Genomic DNA, 17,945 nt, shown 5'->3' on the forward strand with positions numbered 1-17,945 from the left:
CAAACTCCAATCAGATGGCATTGGCCGCGACCCAGATGGTCTGCGGCGGGTTGTTCACTGAGTTGGGGGCAGCGTTCAGGATTTCAAGGGCTCATCGATTTTGAAGTGTGCACGGGCGGTGGCAATCGGCTCGCTCTCGGTGCTTTGCCAGGCAGTGATCGCAACGTTGGCGACGCGGCGGCCCTGACGACAGACCTGACACTTGGCCCAAGTGTCGCGAAACTGCCCGGCACGCAGGTAATCAAGGGAGAAGTCGATGATCTTCGGCACCCCGGGCGCCCCGGTGAAGATCAATAAATGCAACGCGGCCGCCAGCTCCATGAACCCGGCAATCACCCCGCCATGGATGGCCGGCAATAAAGGGTTACCAATGTTGTCCTTGTTCGCCGGCAGCTTGAACAGCAATTCATCGCCGACTCGCGAGCATTCGATGCCGATCAGCCCGGCGTAGGGAATTATCTGCAGCAGCGGCGCGTAATCGCCCTGAGCGTGAGCCTGCTGCAACTGTTGCTTCCAGTCATCACTCATGGACGCTCTCCTTTGATCTTGCCGCCAAATCCCTGAGTGCCCTTCAGGCCCTTGCCCATGCGCATGAATGTGCCAACGACATGGGCGATCGGCTGCTGCGGGTCGTCCTGATAGGCAAAGCCGCGCGCGAAGATCACGTCGGTGGTGACCCGATAACACTGGGCGAAGCCGTAGACGTCCTTGTTCGGTTCAGCAGCGTGCATGTAGTCGATGCGCAGATCCAGCGTCGGGCAGACTTCGAATTCCGGCAGCACGCACAGTGTCGACATGCCGCATGCGGTGTCCATCAACGAAGTAATTGCCCCGCCATGGATCACGCCAGTCTGCGGATTGCCGACTATTTTCGCGCTGTACGGCAACTTTACCGTCAGCCCTTCAGTGCTGGCGCTGTGCACCGTCAAACCGAGCACCTGACAGTGGCGCAACGCCGTAAGAAATCGCGTCGCACGCTCAAAAACGGGGTTTTCGACCATTTGATAATTACTCTTGTTAGTGTCTGTTTTCGGTAGCAGACGGAACGGCAAAAGTTCCATTTAAAAACAAACTTATATATCTGAACGAAATGAGGAACTTAACCTTGAGGCCAGCGTTCTTAAGGCCAGTAGTTATTTTCCATAAGGAGAAACACCCCATGCGTAAGACTTTAGCTATTGCCTTGATGTTGACCGCTTCCCTCGGTCTCGCTGCCTGCGATAAAAAATCCGAGGACAAAGCTCAAGATGCCAACCAACATGCTGAACAAGCTCAGCAGAAAATGAATGAAGCTCAGGATAAAGTGAACGACGCAGCGAAAGAAAACGCTGAAGCCGCCAAAGATCAGGCTGAATCGAATCAGGCTGCTCAAGACGAAGCTGCCAAGAAGCAATAATTGCGACTTGATGCAGAAAAAAGAAAACCCGCCAAGTGCGGGTTTTCTTTTGCCTGGGATTTTTTGGCAATGTCGGCTTAGAGGCTGTTTCTAGAGCAGAAGGGTTCTAAAAGTCGGACTAATCATCAGCAGCAAACTACAGATCAGGCCGACCAGCCACACCAGGCTGCGCAGGGATGGCTTATCAGCCAGGTACAACCACAAGTAGAGAATCCGCGCGATCACGAAGATGATCGCCAATGCATCGATCAACCAGCCTTGTGTTTGCGTGGTGTGCGCCATCAGCACGCCCACCGCAAACAGGATGAACGCTTCAATGCTGTTCTGGTGCGCCGCCAGTGCCCGCGCGCCATAACCGGTGAGTTGCGCCTGTTGTTGGCGCGGCAGGTGGTTGTTGTAATCGCCCTGCTCTTTCATGGCTTTACCCACCGGCATACGCGCGATGTAAATCAACAATGCACTGATAAACACACACCAGAACGGAATACTCATCAAGCGGCCTCTTTATTGGTTTCGGGCAACGTCGCCTCGGTAGGGGTATAGACCATCACATCGAGCACGTCGGAATGAAACTCGCGGCGATACAACACCAGCACCACGCCAGCACTCATCAACATGAACAGCCATGGGCTGACAAACCACGCCAGCATGGTCATGCCGAAGTAATAAGAACGCAAACCGAAGTTGAACTGGTTGGCCGCCATCGAAATCACCCGTGCCGCCCGCAGCGCGAATGCCTTGCGCTCCTGCTCGGAAACCTGGCGCTCGCCGATCATCGGCGCCGAACCGACCAGTACTGCGGCAAAGTTGTACTGGCGCATGCACCAGCTGAATGTGAAGAAGGCATAGACGAACACCAGCGCCAGGCACAGCAACTTGATCTCCGACATGCCCTGCGACGCCTGCTGGACCATCGGAATGTCCGCCAGCAACGACACGGCGCGCTCGGACGCGCCCAGCACGGTCAGAATGCCGGCGAGAATGATCAGGGTGCTGGAGGCGAAGAACGAGGCGTTACGCTCCAGATTGCCGATCACGCTGGCATCGGCGATGCGGTTGTCGCGCAGCAGCATGCGGCGCATCCAGTCTTCGCGGTACAGGTGCAGCACACTGGCCAGGCACGCGGTGTCGCGGGCCTTCCAGGACGCATAACGGGTATAGCCGCCCCAGCAGATGACAAACCAGAGCGCGGCCAGCAGGTGGATCAGGTTGGCTTGGATGAACGACATGCGGTTCCTTGTGAGCAGTGAGCACAGTACCTGCAGGAGTGAGCCTGCTCGCGATAGCGTAGTGTCAGTGGCCATTGAGAAGTCGGCTGACAAATTGCTATCGCGAGCAGGCTCACTCCTACTTAAAAGCGACGCACCCCTTCGACGTTAGCGTAAGGAAAAAGACACTGCCTGACGCGCATAAAAAATGCCCCGTATCGATTGATACGGGGCATTTCTGTTTAAGCGTTGAAGACCCGCTTTTGGCGGGTCAGACAACGTCAGGCAACTGCTTCGCTGCGCTTGCCCAGCAGGCGATCGCAGACCACTGCGACCACCAGGGTCATGACGCACGGCACCAGCCACGCCAGGCCCTGCTCGCTCAGCGGCAGGTGGGACAGCTGCGACGGCATCCAGTCGGCCAGACCGGCGCCCTTGAGGGCGTCGATGCTGCCGAACACGAAGGACACCAGCATCACCGGGCCGAGGATGCGGCCGTGTTCATGCCAGAAGTCTTTGCAGAAGCTCAGACCGACCAGCACGATGCACGGTGGGTAGATCGCGGTCAGTACCGGAATCGAGAAGGCAATCAGCTTGGTCAGGCCCAGGTTCGACACCAGCAGCGAGAACGCCGCCAGAATGATCACCAGCGTCTTGTAGGACAGTGGCAGCACGCGGCTGAAGTATTCAGCGCAAGCGCAGGTCAGACCGACCGCCGTCACCAGGCATGCCAACGAGATCAGCACCGCGAGGAAACCGCTGCCCAGCGAACCGAAGGTGTGTTGCACGTAAGCGTGCAGCACCGCCGCGCCGTTGGTGGCACCGACCGCCACTTCATGGCTGCCGGAACCGAGGCGGAACAGGCTGATATAGACCAGCGCCAGACCGACACCGGCGATAAGACCGGCAATGATCGCGTAACGGGTGATCAGCGCAGGCGAATCGACGCCACGGGAACGGATTGCGTTGACGATGACGATGCCGAACACCAGAGCGCCGAGGGTATCCATGGTCAGGTAACCATTGATGAAACCCTGGGAGAACGGTGCCGCCACGTATTCCGGCGTGCCCTGACCAATGTCCCCCGCCGGCAAGGCGAATGCAGCGATACCGAGCACCGCCAGTGCGATGATCTTCAACGGCGCGAGGAAACGCCCCACGGTGTCCAGCAGCCGCCCCGGATACAGCGAGATGAAGAACACCAGCAGGAAGTACACCGAGCTATACAGGAACAGCGCCAGCGGGCTTTCGCCAGTCAGTGGTGCCAGACCCACTTCGAACGATACGGTCGCGGTACGTGGAGTGGCGAACAATGGGCCGACCGCCAGGTAGCAGGCCGCGGCGAGCACACCGCCGGCGATCTTGCCGATCGGGCTGCTCAGCGTATCCATCGCGCCGCCGACCTTGGCCAGGGCAACGACGGTGATCACCGGCAGACCAACCGCCGTGATCAGAAAACCCAGCGCCGCCATCCAGACATGAGGTCCGGCCTGCAAACCGACGATAGGCGGGAAGATAATGTTACCGGCCCCGACGAACAGGGCAAATGTCATAAAACCAAGTGCCAGGATGTCCTGACCTTTCAAAACTTTCATTAAGGAAATACCACACTACTGAATCGGAATTTAGAGGGGGATTTCCCTGTGGGGTTAGGGAAATGCTGTCAGTCCGTATGAGACTGACCCGTTTAGCGCGTCGCATACCTTGTGGGCGGCAGACGCAAAAATGGCTGCTAGCCTAACGAATTTGTCTGACAAACGCACTGTTTGAGGGCGAACTATCCGATACGCGACGTGTCTGTGTCGCGTTTACGCATCAATTTTTCCTACAGAGAACCCTGTGATGAGGGGATTTATCCCCGATGGGGCGCGGAGCGGCCCCTATCAGTCAACGCAATTGTTCAGACATGCCCCATTGAATGGCTTTGGGGTCGCTTCGCAGCCCATCGGGGATAAATCCCCTCACCACAAAAGCCAACCGAACACCAGAAACGACAAAGGCCACCCGAAGGTGGCCTTTGTTTGGTATAGCGTCAGCTAAGCGCGAGGCTTACTTGACAGCCCAACCGGTCAGCTCGGCCAGGGCCTTGCCGATGTCTGCCAGCGAACGCACGGTTTTAACGCCTGCGTCTTGCAGAGCAGCGAATTTCTCGTCTGCAGTGCCTTTGCCGCCAGAGATGATTGCGCCAGCATGGCCCATGCGCTTGCCCGCAGGAGCAGTCACACCAGCGATGTAGGAAACAACCGGCTTGGTCACGTGTGCCTTGATGTAGGCAGCCGCTTCTTCTTCAGCCGAACCGCCGATCTCGCCGATCATTACGATCGCTTCGGTCTTCGGGTCTTCCTGGAACAGTTTCAGGATGTCGATGAAGTTCGAACCCGGGATCGGGTCACCACCGATGCCGACGCAAGTCGACTGACCGAAACCGGCGTCAGTGGTCTGCTTCACAGCTTCGTAGGTCAGGGTGCCGGAACGCGAAACGATACCGACCTTGCCTGGCAAGTGAATGTGACCTGGCATGATGCCGATCTTGCATTCGCCTGGGGTGATCACGCCTGGGCAGTTAGGGCCGATCAGGACTACGCCCAGCTCGTCGCACTTAACTTTAGCGTCCAGCATGTCCAGGGTAGGAATGCCTTCGGTGATGCAAACGATCAGCTTGATGCCGCCGAATGCCGCTTCCAGGATCGAATCTTTGCAGAAAGGAGCCGGAACGTAGATCACGCTGGCGGTAGCGCCAGTGGCGGCTACTGCGTCTTTGACGGTGTTGAACACTGGCAGACCCAGGTGCTCGGTACCGCCTTTGCCAGGAGTAACGCCACCCACCATCTTGGTGCCGTATTCGATGGCTTGCTGAGTGTGGAAACTACCTTGCGAACCGGTAATACCCTGGCAGATAACTTTGGTGTCTTTATTGATCAGGACGCTCATTATTTGCCCTCCGCAGCTTTGACAACTTGTTGAGCAGCGTCGGTCAGGCTGGTAGCAGCGATGATGTTCAAACCGCTTTCTGCCAGTACTTTAGCGCCCAGCTCAGCGTTGTTGCCTTCAAGGCGAACAACAACCGGGATTTTCACGCCGACTTCTTTCACAGCGCCGATGATGCCTTCGGCAATCATGTCGCAGCGAACGATGCCGCCGAAGATGTTGACCAGTACTGCAGCGACGTTGGTGTCGGACAGAATGATCTTGAACGCTTCAGTTACGCGTTCTTTGGTAGCGCCACCACCTACGTCGAGGAAGTTGGCTGGCTTGCCGCCATGCAGGTTGACGATGTCCATGGTACCCATGGCCAGGCCAGCACCGTTGACCATGCAGCCGATGTTGCCTTCCAGTGCCACGTAGTTCAGTTCGAACTTGGCAGCGTGCGCTTCGCGCGGATCGTCTTGCGACGGATCGTGGAAAGTCTTCAGCTTAGGCTGACGGTACATTGCGTTGGCGTCGATGTTGATCTTGGCGTCCAGGCAGTGCAGATCGCCGTCAGCCTTGATCACCAGCGGGTTCACTTCCAGCAGAGCCAGGTCGTGATCCTTGAACAGCTTGGCCAGACCTACGAAGATCTTGGCGAACTGAGCAACCTGCTTGCCTTCCAGACCCAGCTGGAATGCCAGCTCGCGACCCTGGAATGGCTGAGCGCCAACCAGTGGATCGATAGTGGCTTTCAGAATTTTTTCTGGAGTGTCGTGAGCGATTTTCTCGATGTCCACGCCACCTTCGGTGGAAGCCATGAACACGATGCGACGGCTCGAACGGTCAACGACAGCGCCCAGGTACAGCTCTTTAGCGATATCAGTGCACGATTCAACCAGGATCTTGGTGACTGGCTGGCCATTGGCGTCAGTCTGGTAAGTCACCAGACGCTTGCCCAGCCACTGCTGTGCGAAGGCTTTGGCGTCTTCTTTGCTGCGAACCAGCTTGACGCCGCCCGCTTTACCGCGACCACCAGCGTGGACCTGGGCTTTGACAACCCACTCACTGCCGCCGATTTTGTCGCAAGCTTCTGCTGCTGCTTCCGGGGTGTCTACTGCGTAACCAGTGGAAACTGGCAGGCCGTATTCAGCGAACAGCTGCTTACCCTGATACTCGTGAAGATTCATGCTTTTTACCGTCTTCGTTAGGTACTGCGCATTCGGCGCTGCGCTCGTTTGAGTGCCGCGCCACCTGTGACTGCTGCTTGCGTAGCTGAGCTACGCAAGACTGCGTCCAGCGGACATTCCGCGGTGAGACTTGCTCGCAAGGCTCACGACGGGCCGTTACCGCCGTGGTTTCTTATTATGTCTTAACGCTTCTTGCGGTTGGCAATGTGGATGGCGCCGCCATTCACAGCCAGAGCGGCTTCGTGCAAGGCTTCAGACAGGGTCGGATGGGAGAAAACCATCATGCCCAGATCTTCAGCGCTGGTGCCGAATTCCATACCGATCGCGCCCTGCTGAACCAGTTCTGCAGCGCTCGGGCCAATCACGTGCACGCCCAATACGCGGTCAGTCTTGGCATCAGCGATGACCTTGACGAAACCACCGGTATCGTTGGCAGCCATGGCACGGCCGGAAGCGGCGAACGGGAAGGTGCCGACGTTAACTTCAACGCCTTCGGCTTTCAAGGCCTGCTCGGTTTTGCCAACCCACGCGATTTCCGGGTGAGTATAAATAACCGAAGGGATCAGGTCATAGTTCATCTGAGCCTTGTGGCCCTTGATGCGCTCGACAACCATGATGCCTTCTTCCGAAGCCTTGTGAGCCAGCATCATGCCGCGAACCACGTCACCGATGGCGAAAACGCCCGGTACGGTGGTCGCGCAGTGATCGTCAACGTGCACGAAACCGCGCTCGTCGAGGGTCACGCCGCTGTCGGCAGCCAGCAGATCAGTGGTCACCGGACGGCGACCAACGGCTACGATCAGCTTGTCGAAAGTGATGGTCTGTTCGCCGTTGGCATCGGTGTAGTTAACAACGACTTCGTCGCCGTTGACTTTCGAACCGGTCACGCGAGCGCCCAGTTTGATGTCCAGACCTTGTTTGGTCAGGGTTTTCAGCGCTTCCTTGGAAACAGCGGTGTCCGCTGCCATCAGGAAGGTGTCCAGTGCTTCCAGGACAACCACTTCGGAGCCCAGACGCGACCACACCGAACCCAGTTCCAGACCGATCACGCCAGCGCCGATCACGCCCAGACGCTTGGGTACGGTCTGGAATTCCAGTGCACCAGTCGAATCAACGATGACTTTCTGGTCGACCGGAGCCGGTGGAATGTCGATCGGACGCGAACCTGGAGCCAGGATGACGTTTTCAGCTTCGATGACTTCAACCGAGCCGTCCGGCTTGGTGACTTCGACTTTCTTGCCAGCCAGCAGTTTGCCGTGACCCTGGATCGAAGTAACGCCGTTGGCCTTGAACAGGGTAGCAACGCCGCCGGTCAGGTTCTTGACGATGCCAGCCTTGCGGCCAACCATCGCAGCGACGTCCATTTTGACTTCGCCGGTCGAGATACCGTGAACGTTGAAGCTCTCTTTGGCTTCCTTGTACTTCCAGGAGCTGTCCAGCAGCGCCTTGGACGGAATGCAGCCGACGTTCAGGCAAGTACCGCCGAGGGCTTGCTTGCCTTCAGCGTCGGTGTACTTCTCGATGCAGGCAGTGGTGAGACCCAGCTGCGCGGCCTTGATGGCAGCCACATAGCCGCCAGGGCCGGCACCGATCACTACTACGTCAAATTTCTGCGACATTCAAAAAATCCTCTTTAGCGAAAAGCTTCAAGCCGCGCGCTCCAAGCCAAGCTGCCTTTTCCTGCAGCTTGAAACTTGAAGCTCGCAGCTGCTTCTATCAGATATCCAGCAACAGACGAGCCGGATCTTCCAGCAGGTTCTTGATGGTCACCAGGAAGGTCACAGCTTCTTTGCCATCGATCAGACGGTGATCGTAGGACAGTGCCAGGTACATCATCGGACGAATCACGACCTGACCGTTGATGGCCATTGGACGCTGGATGATGTTGTGCATGCCCAGAATCGCTGCCTGCGGCGGGTTGACGATCGGGGTCGACATCATCGAACCGAAGGTACCACCGTTGGTGATGGTGAAGGTACCACCGGTCATCTCGTCCATCGACAGTTTGCCGTCACGGGCTTTCTTGCCGAAAGTGGCGATGCCGCCTTCGATTTCAGCCAGGCTCATCAGCTCGGCGTTACGCAGGACCGGTACAACCAGGCCACGGTCGCTGGAAACGGCAACGCCGATGTCAGCGTAGCCGTGGTAAACGATGTCGCCGCCGTCGATCGACGCGTTGACAGCAGGGAAACGCTTCAGCGCTTCGGTAGCTGCTTTCACGAAGAACGACATGAAGCCCAGGCGTACGCCGTTGTGGGACTTCTCGAACAGATCCTTGTACTTCGAACGCAGCGCCATGACTTCGGTCATGTCGACTTCGTTGAAAGTGGTCAGCATCGCCATGTTCGACTGAGCTTCAACCAGACGCTTGGCGACGGTGGCACGAACGCGGGTCATCGGCACGCGCTTCTCGATGCGGTCGCCAGCGGCGAACACAGGAGCAGCGGCAGCCGGAGCAGCAGCCTTGGCAGGTGCGGCAGCCGGAGCGGCTTTCTTCGCGGCAACAGCAGCCACCACGTCTTCCTTGGTCACACGACCGCCTTTGCCGGTGCCGGCAACGGAAGCGATGTTGATGCCGTTTTCTTCAGCCAGCTTGCGCGCAGCCGGAGCAGCAACAGGATCGTCTTCGCCTTCGCCAGCAGCTGGTGCAGCGGCAGCAGCGGCCGGAGCAGCAGCGGCGGCTGGAGCAGCAGCCGCGCCGCCTTCAACGATGGAGCCCAGGACTTCGTCGGACAGGACGGTTTCGCCCTCGCCCTTGACGATTGCACCCAGCACGCCGTCGGCGGTAGCCAGAACTTCCAGTACGACTTTGTCAGTTTCGATGTCAACGATCAGTTCGTCGCGCTTGACGGCGTCGCCCGGTTGCTTGTGCCAGGTGGCAACGGTGCCATCGGCAACCGATTCCGGGAAAGTGGGGGCTTTGATCTCGATAGCCATTATCTGTGGTTCCTTAAATTCGGTTTCAGGTGCGCGAAGGCGTTAAATGGTAAACGCGTCTTGCAGGAGTTTTTCCTGCTGCTCGGCGTGCATCGATGCGTAACCACAAGCTGGGGCAGCAGAAGCCTCACGGCCCGCGTACTCAAGTACGAGAGACTTGTCGAGGTTCCCGATGCTGCGACGCAAGTGGTGCTGGCTGCAGTACCAGGCGCCCTGGTTCATCGGCTCTTCCTGACACCAAACGGCATTTTTGACGTTGGTGTACGGAGCCAGGACTTCTTTCAAGTCGTCCTCAGGGAATGGGTACAGCTGCTCGATACGCACGATGGCAATATCTTCACGGCCTTCGGCACGGCGTTTTTCCAGCAGGTCGTAGTAGACCTTGCCGCTACACAGAACAACACGCTCGACCTTTTTCGGGTCCAGAGTATCGATTTCCGGGATCACGGTCTGGAACGAACCTTCGGCCAGATCTTCCAGGGTCGAGATGGCCAGCTTGTGGCGCAGCAGCGACTTTGGAGTCAGAACGATCAACGGCTTGCGCAGCGGGCGAATCACCTGACGACGCAGCAAATGGTAGATCTGTGCTGGCGTGGTCGGTACGGCAACCTGAATATTGTGCTCGGCGCACAGTTGCAGGTAACGCTCAAGACGTGCCGAGCTGTGCTCAGGGCCCTGACCTTCGTAACCGTGTGGCAGCAACATGGTCAGACCGCAGAGACGGCCCCACTTGTGCTCGCCGCTGGTGATGAACTGGTCGATTACAACCTGTGCACCGTTGGCGAAGTCACCGAACTGGGCTTCCCAGATCACCAGCGCATCCGGCGTAGTGGTCGAGTAACCGTATTCGAATGCCAGTACCGCTTCTTCCGACAGGAACGAGTCGTACAGGTCAAAGCGTGGCTGACCGTCGTACAGGTGCTGCAGCGGAATGTAGGTGCCCGCGTCTTTCTGGTTGTGCAACACAGCGTGACGGTGCGAGAACGTACCGCGGCCGATGTCCTGACCGGTCATGCGGATCGGGTGACCTTCGAACGCCAGGGTCGCGTACGCCATGGTTTCGGCGTAACCCCAGTTGATCGGCAGGCCGCCGGCTTGCATCTTCTGACGGTCTTCGTAGATCTTCGCGACCTGACGCTGAACCACGAAGCCTTCCGGAATTTCCAGCAGCTTGGCGGACAGTTCTTGCAGGGTCTTCAGATCAAAGCGGGTGTCGTGACGCGCAGTCCAGGCGTGGCCCAGATACGGACGCCAGTCCACGAACAACTCTTTGTTCGGCTCTTTGACCAGCGACTTCACTACGTGCAGACCGTTGTCCAGCGCGTTGCGGTATTCGTCGACTTTCGCCTGAACACGCTCTGCGTCGAGCACACCGCCCTGGGTCAGACGATCAGCGTACAGCTCACGGGTGGTGCGCTGCTTGGTGATCTGCTGGTACATCAGAGGCTGGGTGCCGCTTGGCTCGTCGGCCTCGTTGTGGCCGCGACGGCGGTAGCAGACCAGGTCGATCACCACGTCACGCTTGAACTGCATGCGGTAGTCGATGGCCAACTGGGTCACGAACAGCACGGCTTCCGGATCATCACCATTCACATGGAGGATCGGCGCCTGGATCATCTTCGCAACGTCGGTGGCGTACTCGGTGGAACGCGAGTCCAGCGGGTTGCTGATGGTGAAACCGACCTGGTTGTTGATCACGATGTGCACGGTACCGCCGGTCTTGAAACCGCGGGTCTGCGACATCTGGAAGGTTTCCATGACCACGCCCTGACCTGCGAACGCAGCGTCACCGTGGATGGAGATCGGCAGAACCTTCTCACCGGTCGGGTCGTTACGACGATCCTGACGGGCGCGAACCGAACCTTCGACCACCGGGGAAACGATTTCCAGGTGGGACGGGTTGAACGCCATGGCCAGGTGAACTTCACCGCCGGCGGTCATCACGTTGGACGAGAAGCCCTGGTGGTATTTAACGTCACCGGAACCCAGCTCGACCTTCTTCTTGCCTTCGAACTCGTCGAACAGCTCGCGCGGGTTCTTGCCGAAGGTGTTGACCAGCACGTTCAGACGGCCACGGTGGGCCATGCCGATGACGACTTCCTTGGTGCCGTAGGAACCGGAACGCTGGATCAGTTCGTCGAGCATCGGAATCAGGCTTTCGCCGCCTTCCAGACCGAAACGCTTGGTGCCCGGGTATTTGGTGCCCAGGTATTTTTCCAGGCCTTCACCGGCAGTGACGCGCTCGAGCAGGTGGCTCTTGATGTCGGCCGAGTACGTCGGACGACCACGCACGCTTTCCAGACGCTGCTGAAACCACTGGCGCTGCTCGGAATCGGTGATGTGCGTAAATTCAGCGCCGATGGTGCGGCAATATGTCTGCTGCAACGCTTCGTGAATTTCGCGTAGGCTCGCTTCCTCTTTGCCGATGAACAGGTCGCCGGCACGGAAGGTCGTATCAAGATCGGCATTGGTCAAGCCGTAATGATTGATCGACAGGTCTGCAGGTGCAGGACGCTGCCACAGCCCCAGCGGGTCAAGCTGGGCTGCCTGGTGGCCACGCATACGGTAGGCCTGGATCAATCGCAGCACTTCAACTTGCTTCTTCTCGTGCTCACTGCTCACGCTTCCGGCGGAAACCGGTTGGGCGCGGCGCTGGTTCTTTGCCAGCAGCACGAAATGATCGCGAATTGTGGAGTGCGAAACATCAGTGGCAGAGTTGCCGTCGGCAGGCAACTTCTGAAAGTAGGTGCGCCACTCTTCTGGCACAGCGTTAGGGTCGTGCAGGTAGAGCTCATAAAGCTCTTCCACATAGGCAGCGTTTCCACCTGAAAGGTAGGCGCTGTTCCACATGCGCTGCATCACGCTTTCTTGCATGCTTGGTCACCCTCGGTTAGGGGAACACCATCGGCGTCAATACCGAGCAAACTTGCAGAAGTCCGAATGCAGCGACCAAAACAAGCCACTTAGGATCACGCTGATAGTCCGGGTACCAGCCCGGATGCCCCTGCTTGTCTCATTTCTTCAAAATAAGAGCTGCAGCTTGTGGCTGCTGCTCTGGTTATAGCCATGACGCGGGTTGAAGCCCGCGCCACAGCCTCTTCGGTACAGCGGTCCTACGGTTACAGCAGCTGAATCACACGCCGCTCGAAAGCAGCATGTTACGGATGTGACCGATGGCCTTAGTCGGGTTCAGGCCTTTCGGACATACGTTGACGCAGTTCATGATGCCCCGGCAGCGGAAGACGCTGAACGGGTCATCGAGCGAAGCCAGACGCTCGGACGTCTTGGTGTCGCGGCTGTCTGCCAGGAAGCGGTACGCTTGCAGCAGTGCAGCTGGACCCAGGAACTTGTCCGGGTTCCACCAGAAGGACGGGCACGAGGTCGAGCAGCAGGCGCACAGAATGCACTCGTACAGACCGTCGAGCTTTTCACGCTCTTCAGGGGACTGCAGACGCTCGATGGCCGGAGCCGGCGTGTCGTTCTGCAGGTATGGCTTCACCTTCTCGTATTGCTTGTAGAAGATGCTCATATCGACGACCAGGTCACGGATAACCGGCAAACCTGGCAGCGGACGAACGATCAACTTGTTGCCTTTTACGACGGCGGACAGCGGCGTGATGCACGCCAGACCGTTCTTGCCGTTGATATTCATGCCGTCGGAACCGCAGACACCTTCACGGCAAGAGCGACGATAGGAGAAACCTTCGTCCTGCTCTTTGATCAGGGCCAGTACGTCCAGCACCATCAGATCTTTACCACCGGTATCGATCTGGAATTCCTGCATGAACGGCGCGGCGTCCTGATCAGGGTTGTAACGATAAACGCTGACTTGCAACATGGCGGCCACCCTTAATAAGTCCGAATCTTAGGTTCAAAAGTCGGAACAGTCTTCGGCGAGAAGTTCACGGCACGCTTGGTGACGCGCTTGTCACCGGGGAAGTACAGGGTGTGGCACAGCCAGTTTTCGTCGTCACGGTCTTCGAAGTCTTCACGGGCGTGAGCACCGCGCGACTCTTTGCGGACTTCAGCGGCGATGGCGGTAGCTTCAGCCACTTCCAGCAGGTTTTGCAGTTCCAGCGCTTCGATACGGGCAGTGTTGAACGCCTGCGACTTATCGTTGATCTTCACGTTGGCGATGCGGGTACGCAGGTCAGCAAGCTGAGCGATACCTTTCTGCATGTATTCGCCGGTACGGAACACACCGAAGTAGTTCTGCATGCAGTTCTGCAGCTCGCGACGCAGGGTTGCCACGTCTTCGCCATCAGTACGGCTGTTCAGTGCGTTCAGACGCGACAGGGCAGCTTCGATGTCGGCTTCGGTAGCGTCGTCGTATTCGATGCCGTCGGTCAGCGCCTTTTCCAGGTGCAGGCCGGCAGCGCGGCCGAACACCACCAGGTCGAGCAGCGAGTTGCCGCCCAGACGGTTGGCACCGTGAACCGATACGCAAGCCACTTCGCCTACTGCGAACAGACCTGGGATGATCTTGTCGACGCCTTCAGCGTCCTGGGTGATCGCCTGGCCGTGAATGTTGGTGGCAACGCCGCCCATCATATAGTGGCAAGTCGGAACAACCGGAACCGGGGCAACAACCGGGTCAACGTGAGCGAAAGTCTTCGACAGTTCGCAGATGCCTGGCAGACGGCTGTGCAGCACTTCCTCGCCCAGGTGGTCGAGTTTGAGCAATACGTGGTCGCCATTCGGACCGCAACCGTTGCCAGCGATGATTTCCTTAACCATCGAGCGAGCAACCACGTCACGACCGGCAAGGTCTTTGGCGTTCGGAGCGTAACGCTCCATGAAACGCTCGCCGTGCTTGTTGATCAGGTAACCACCTTCACCACGGCAACCTTCGGTCACCAGTACACCGGCGCCGGCGATGCCGGTCGGGTGGAACTGCCACATTTCGATGTCTTGTACCGGCACGCCAGCACGCAGAGCCATGCCGACGCCGTCACCGGTGTTGATCAGGGCGTTGGTGGTGGACGCGTAGATACGACCTGCACCGCCGGTAGCCAATACGGTGGCTTTGGCGCGAATGTAGGTGGTTTCGCCGGTTTCGATGCAGATCGCGATCACACCGACGAAGTCGCCTTCCTGGTTTTTCACCAGATCGACAGCGTAGTACTCGTTCAGGAACGTGGTACCGGCTTTCAGGTTGCCCTGATAAAGGGTGTGCAGCAGCGCGTGACCGGTACGGTCGGAAGCGGCGCACGTACGGGCAGCCTGCCCGCCTTTGCCGTAGTCCTTGGACTGGCCGCCGAACGGACGCTGGTAGATGCGGCCCTGTTCGGTACGCGAGAACGGCATGCCCATGTGGTCCAGCTCATAAACGGCAGCCGGGCCTTCCTGACACATGTATTCGATAGCGTCCTGGTCACCGATGTAGTCGGAACCCTTGACGGTATCGTACATGTGCCAGCGCCAGTCATCGTTCGGGTCAGCGGACGCGATTGCGCAGGTGATGCCGCCCTGAGCGGATACAGTGTGCGAACGGGTCGGGAAAACCTTGGTGATCACGGCAGTCTTGTGACCGCCCTGTGCCAGCTGCAACGCAGCGCGCATGCCGGCACCGCCACCACCAATAATGATGGCGTCGAAAGAAATCGTTGGAATGTTAGCCATGACTCAGATACCCCAGAGAATCTGCACACCCCAGACGAAGTAAGCGAACATCGCAACGCCGCATACTGCCTGGAAAAGGAAACGTACTGCGGTCGCGGACTTGCCCAGCGCCATTGGCGTCAGGTAGTCGGTCGCGATGGTCCACATGCCGACCCAGGCGTGAGCGCCAAGGGCAACGAGGGCCAGCAGACTGAAGATACGCATCCCGTTGTGAGCGAACAGGCCGTGCCACTGGTCGTAGCCAATGCCCGGATTCACTGCAAGGTATCCGATCAGAAAGATGAAATAAGCCGCGAGAACAACCGCAGACACACGTTGCGCCATCCAGTCATAGAGGCCCGAACGCGAAAGGTTCGTAACGCTGGTTACCATATCCAAACTCCTGCCAGAACGATCAACACCACGGAAACGGCGATGATAATTTTCGAGCCCAGGCGGCCGCCTTCCAGCGTCTCACCGATGCCCATGTCCATGATCAAGTGGCGCACACCGGCTACCAGGTGATACAGCAGAGCGGACAGGAGGCCCCATGCTACGAACTTGGCCAGCGGACTGGTCAAGCATGCCTTCACTTCGGCAAAACCTTCCTCGGAACCCAGAGACTTGCCCAATGCATAAAGCATGAAGCCAATACCCAGGAAGAGGATGATGCCGGAAACACGGTGAAGAAACGACGTAACGCCGGTGATGGGGAGTTTGATGGTCCTTAGGTCTAGGTTTACAGGTCGTTGGCTTTTCACGGCTTTTTTTTCACACTGAAGAGCCCCTAACAATCAGGGCAAAGTTGTTGGGGAGTGCACTGGTCAGGTAACCACCACCCAGGGATGCGACCCCCAATAAAGCAGGCCCAAAAGCCCTTGGCGGTCGGTGGCCGAGTATAGACAGTTAGGCTACTAATGACAACGCAATCACCTACCCCAAATAGCTGATTGCACAAGTCGTATAAAAGGCGTAAATGGCAGTCAATTTCGAGGAAAAAGTGCGCTTAAAGCCTTCTGGAGCAAGACTTTAGGCAAATTGACATTCGAATTTATCTCACTATAGTGGTGCGGGCCCTGCGTGGGGGGTCTGTCTGATGGTTCAAGCATAAATAGGAGGCCACATGGCTGACAAAAAAGCGCAGTTGATCATCGAGGGCGCAGCCCCCGTCGAGCTGCCCATTTTAACCGGCACCGTTGGTCCCGATGTAATCGATGTTCGGGGCCTGACGGCCACGGGCCGCTTCACTTTCGACCCTGGTTTCATGTCGACCGCCTCGTGCGAATCGAAGATCACCTATATCGACGGCGACAACGGCATTCTGTTGCACCGCGGCTACCCGATCGAACAGCTGGCTGAAAAGTCGGACTACCTGGAAACCTGCTACCTGCTGCTCAACGGCGAACTGCCGACCGCAGAGCAGAAGGCCCAGTTCGTCAGCACCGTGAAAAACCACACCATGGTTCACGAGCAGCTGAAAACCTTCTTCAACGGCTTCCGTCGCGACGCCCACCCGATGGCCGTCATGTGCGGCGTAGTCGGCGCCCTCTCGGCCTTCTACCACGACTCCCTGGACATCAATAACCCGCAGCATCGCGAAATCTCCGCGATCCGTCTGGTTGCCAAGATGCCAACCCTGGCAGCGATGGTTTACAAGTACTCCATGGGCCAACCCATGATGTACCCGCGCAACGACCTGACGTACGCGGAAAACTTCCTGCACATGATGTTCAACACCCCGTGCGAGATCAAACCGATCAGCCCGGTACTCGCCAAGGCCATGGACCGGATCTTCATCCTCCACGCCGACCACGAGCAGAACGCATCGACTTCCACCGTGCGTCTGGCAGGTTCCTCGGGCGCTAACCCGTTCGCCTGTATCGCCGCCGGCATCGCCGCACTATGGGGCCCTGCCCACGGTGGTGCGAACGAAGCCGTATTGACCATGCTCGACGAAATTGGCGATGTGTCCAACATCGACAAGTTCATCGCCAAGGCCAAGGACAAGAACGATCCGTTCAAACTGATGGGCTTCGGTCACCGCGTTTACAAGAACCGCGACCCTCGCGCGACTGTAATGAAGCAGACCTGCGACGAAGTACTGAAGGAACTGGGCATCAACAACGATCCGCAACTCGAACTGGCCATGCGCCTGGAAGAGATCGCGCTGACCGACCCGTACTTCATCGAACGCTCGCTGTACCCGAACGTCGACTTCTACTCGGGGATCATCCTCAAGGCGATCGGCATTCCGACCAGCATGTTCACTGTGATCTTTGCTCTGGCACGTACTGTCGGCTGGATCTCCCACTGGAAAGAAATGCTCTCCAGCCCGTACAAGATTGGCCGTCCGCGCCAGTTGTACACCGGCTATGAGTCGCGTGATATCACCAAGCTGGAAGACCGCAAATAAGACCTGTCTTGCGATAACGTCTTGAAGTTGTACCGGGAACGGCCTCTATTTATATAGGGGCCGTTTTTGTTTGTCTGGGATTTGGGGATTGGGGGCATATCCGTTGCTGCGGGTGCTGCCGCTGGCGGATTCGCTCTTACAGCGAGTCACCTTTTCCAAACGCCGAAAAGGTAACCCAAAAGGCTTGGCCCCGGCGTACGGCACTTCGCTGAGGCTCAGTGTTCCCTCGCTACGGTGTCCATCCGGGGGCATCGCCTACGGTTTGCTTCGCTGCACCTCCTCTCGATGTATGC

The 17,945-nt window shown here is 57.9% G+C and carries 16 protein-coding genes; 2 read left to right on the forward strand and 14 right to left on the reverse strand.

The window, feature by feature from the left end:
* Positions 1-75: 75 nt before the first annotated feature.
* Both PseAD21_RS17755 and PseAD21_RS17760 read right to left on the reverse strand, forming a co-directional pair.
* Positions 76-528 (reverse strand): PaaI family thioesterase, encoded by a 453-nt coding sequence (locus PseAD21_RS17755; protein ID WP_102356801.1) that lies wholly within the window; start codon positions 526-528, stop codon positions 76-78.
* Positions 525-1,001 (reverse strand): PaaI family thioesterase, encoded by a 477-nt coding sequence (locus PseAD21_RS17760; protein WP_102356802.1) that lies wholly within the window; start codon positions 999-1,001, stop codon positions 525-527. Before PseAD21_RS17760 ends, PseAD21_RS17755 begins: the two co-directional genes overlap by 4 nt.
* A gap of 158 nt (positions 1,002-1,159) precedes the next feature.
* Here PseAD21_RS17760 and PseAD21_RS17765 point away from each other — a divergent pair, with 158 nt between their 5' ends.
* Positions 1,160-1,396 (forward strand): hypothetical protein, encoded by a 237-nt coding sequence (locus PseAD21_RS17765; protein ID WP_102356803.1) that lies wholly within the window; start codon positions 1,160-1,162, stop codon positions 1,394-1,396.
* Between the two features lie 90 nt (positions 1,397-1,486).
* On the opposite strand, the gene PseAD21_RS17770 is transcribed toward PseAD21_RS17765, so the two are convergent.
* The 12 genes from PseAD21_RS17770 to sdhC all read right to left on the reverse strand — a co-directional run bounded on the left by PseAD21_RS17770 (position 1,487) and on the right by sdhC (position 16,000).
* On the reverse strand, positions 1,487-1,888 hold the full coding sequence (locus PseAD21_RS17770; protein WP_102356804.1) for an MAPEG family protein: 402 nt from the start codon (positions 1,886-1,888) through the stop codon (positions 1,487-1,489).
* A complete protein-coding gene (locus tag PseAD21_RS17775) occupies positions 1,888-2,625 on the reverse strand; it encodes a DUF599 domain-containing protein (protein WP_102356805.1) in 738 nt (245 codons plus the stop codon). The genes PseAD21_RS17770 and PseAD21_RS17775 overlap by 1 nt, the downstream gene beginning before the upstream one ends.
* A 260-nt stretch (positions 2,626-2,885) precedes the next feature.
* A complete protein-coding gene (gene brnQ / locus PseAD21_RS17780) occupies positions 2,886-4,199 on the reverse strand; it encodes a branched-chain amino acid transport system II carrier protein (protein ID WP_102356806.1) in 1,314 nt (437 codons plus the stop codon).
* A gap of 454 nt (positions 4,200-4,653) precedes the next feature.
* Positions 4,654-5,535, reverse strand: coding sequence for a succinate--CoA ligase subunit alpha (gene sucD / locus PseAD21_RS17785; protein ID WP_003172813.1), 882 nt, complete (start codon positions 5,533-5,535; stop codon positions 4,654-4,656).
* Positions 5,535-6,701: an ADP-forming succinate--CoA ligase subunit beta gene (gene sucC, locus PseAD21_RS17790; RefSeq protein WP_007919879.1), complete on the reverse strand. Its 1,167-nt coding sequence runs from the start codon at positions 6,699-6,701 to the stop codon at positions 5,535-5,537. Before sucC ends, sucD begins: the two co-directional genes overlap by 1 nt.
* Positions 6,702-6,883: 182 nt before the next feature.
* Complete coding sequence (gene lpdA / locus PseAD21_RS17795; RefSeq protein ID WP_102356807.1) at positions 6,884-8,320, reverse strand: dihydrolipoyl dehydrogenase; 1,437 nt, start codon at positions 8,318-8,320, stop codon at positions 6,884-6,886.
* Positions 8,321-8,417: 97 nt separating this feature from the next.
* Entirely contained in the window at positions 8,418-9,638 is a 1,221-nt protein-coding gene (odhB, locus tag PseAD21_RS17800) for a 2-oxoglutarate dehydrogenase complex dihydrolipoyllysine-residue succinyltransferase (protein ID WP_102356808.1), read from the reverse strand.
* Positions 9,639-9,680: 42 nt separating this feature from the next.
* Entirely contained in the window at positions 9,681-12,512 is a 2,832-nt protein-coding gene (locus tag PseAD21_RS17805) for a 2-oxoglutarate dehydrogenase E1 component (RefSeq protein WP_064117362.1), read from the reverse strand.
* A 259-nt stretch (positions 12,513-12,771) separates the two neighbouring features.
* Positions 12,772-13,476, reverse strand: a complete 705-nt coding sequence (locus tag PseAD21_RS17810; RefSeq protein WP_077571704.1) for a succinate dehydrogenase iron-sulfur subunit — start codon at positions 13,474-13,476, stop codon at positions 12,772-12,774.
* An 11-nt stretch (positions 13,477-13,487) separates the two neighbouring features.
* A complete protein-coding gene (gene sdhA, locus PseAD21_RS17815) occupies positions 13,488-15,260 on the reverse strand; it encodes a succinate dehydrogenase flavoprotein subunit (RefSeq protein ID WP_008077944.1) in 1,773 nt (590 codons plus the stop codon).
* A 3-nt stretch (positions 15,261-15,263) separates the two neighbouring features.
* Complete coding sequence (sdhD, locus tag PseAD21_RS17820) at positions 15,264-15,632, reverse strand: succinate dehydrogenase, hydrophobic membrane anchor protein (protein ID WP_047292833.1); 369 nt, start codon at positions 15,630-15,632, stop codon at positions 15,264-15,266.
* Positions 15,626-16,000: a succinate dehydrogenase, cytochrome b556 subunit gene (sdhC, locus tag PseAD21_RS17825; protein ID WP_034156251.1), complete on the reverse strand. Its 375-nt coding sequence runs from the start codon at positions 15,998-16,000 to the stop codon at positions 15,626-15,628. The genes sdhD and sdhC overlap by 7 nt, the downstream gene beginning before the upstream one ends.
* A gap of 362 nt (positions 16,001-16,362) precedes the next feature.
* On the opposite strand from sdhC, the gene gltA reads away from it, so the two are divergent.
* Positions 16,363-17,652, forward strand: coding sequence for a citrate synthase (gltA, locus tag PseAD21_RS17830; protein WP_003222994.1), 1,290 nt, complete (start codon positions 16,363-16,365; stop codon positions 17,650-17,652).
* The last annotated feature ends 293 nt before the right edge of the window (positions 17,653-17,945 follow it).

Origin of the sequence: Pseudomonas sp. AD21 (assembly GCF_002878485.1) — a bacterium.
Lineage (GTDB): Bacteria > Pseudomonadota > Gammaproteobacteria > Pseudomonadales > Pseudomonadaceae > Aquipseudomonas.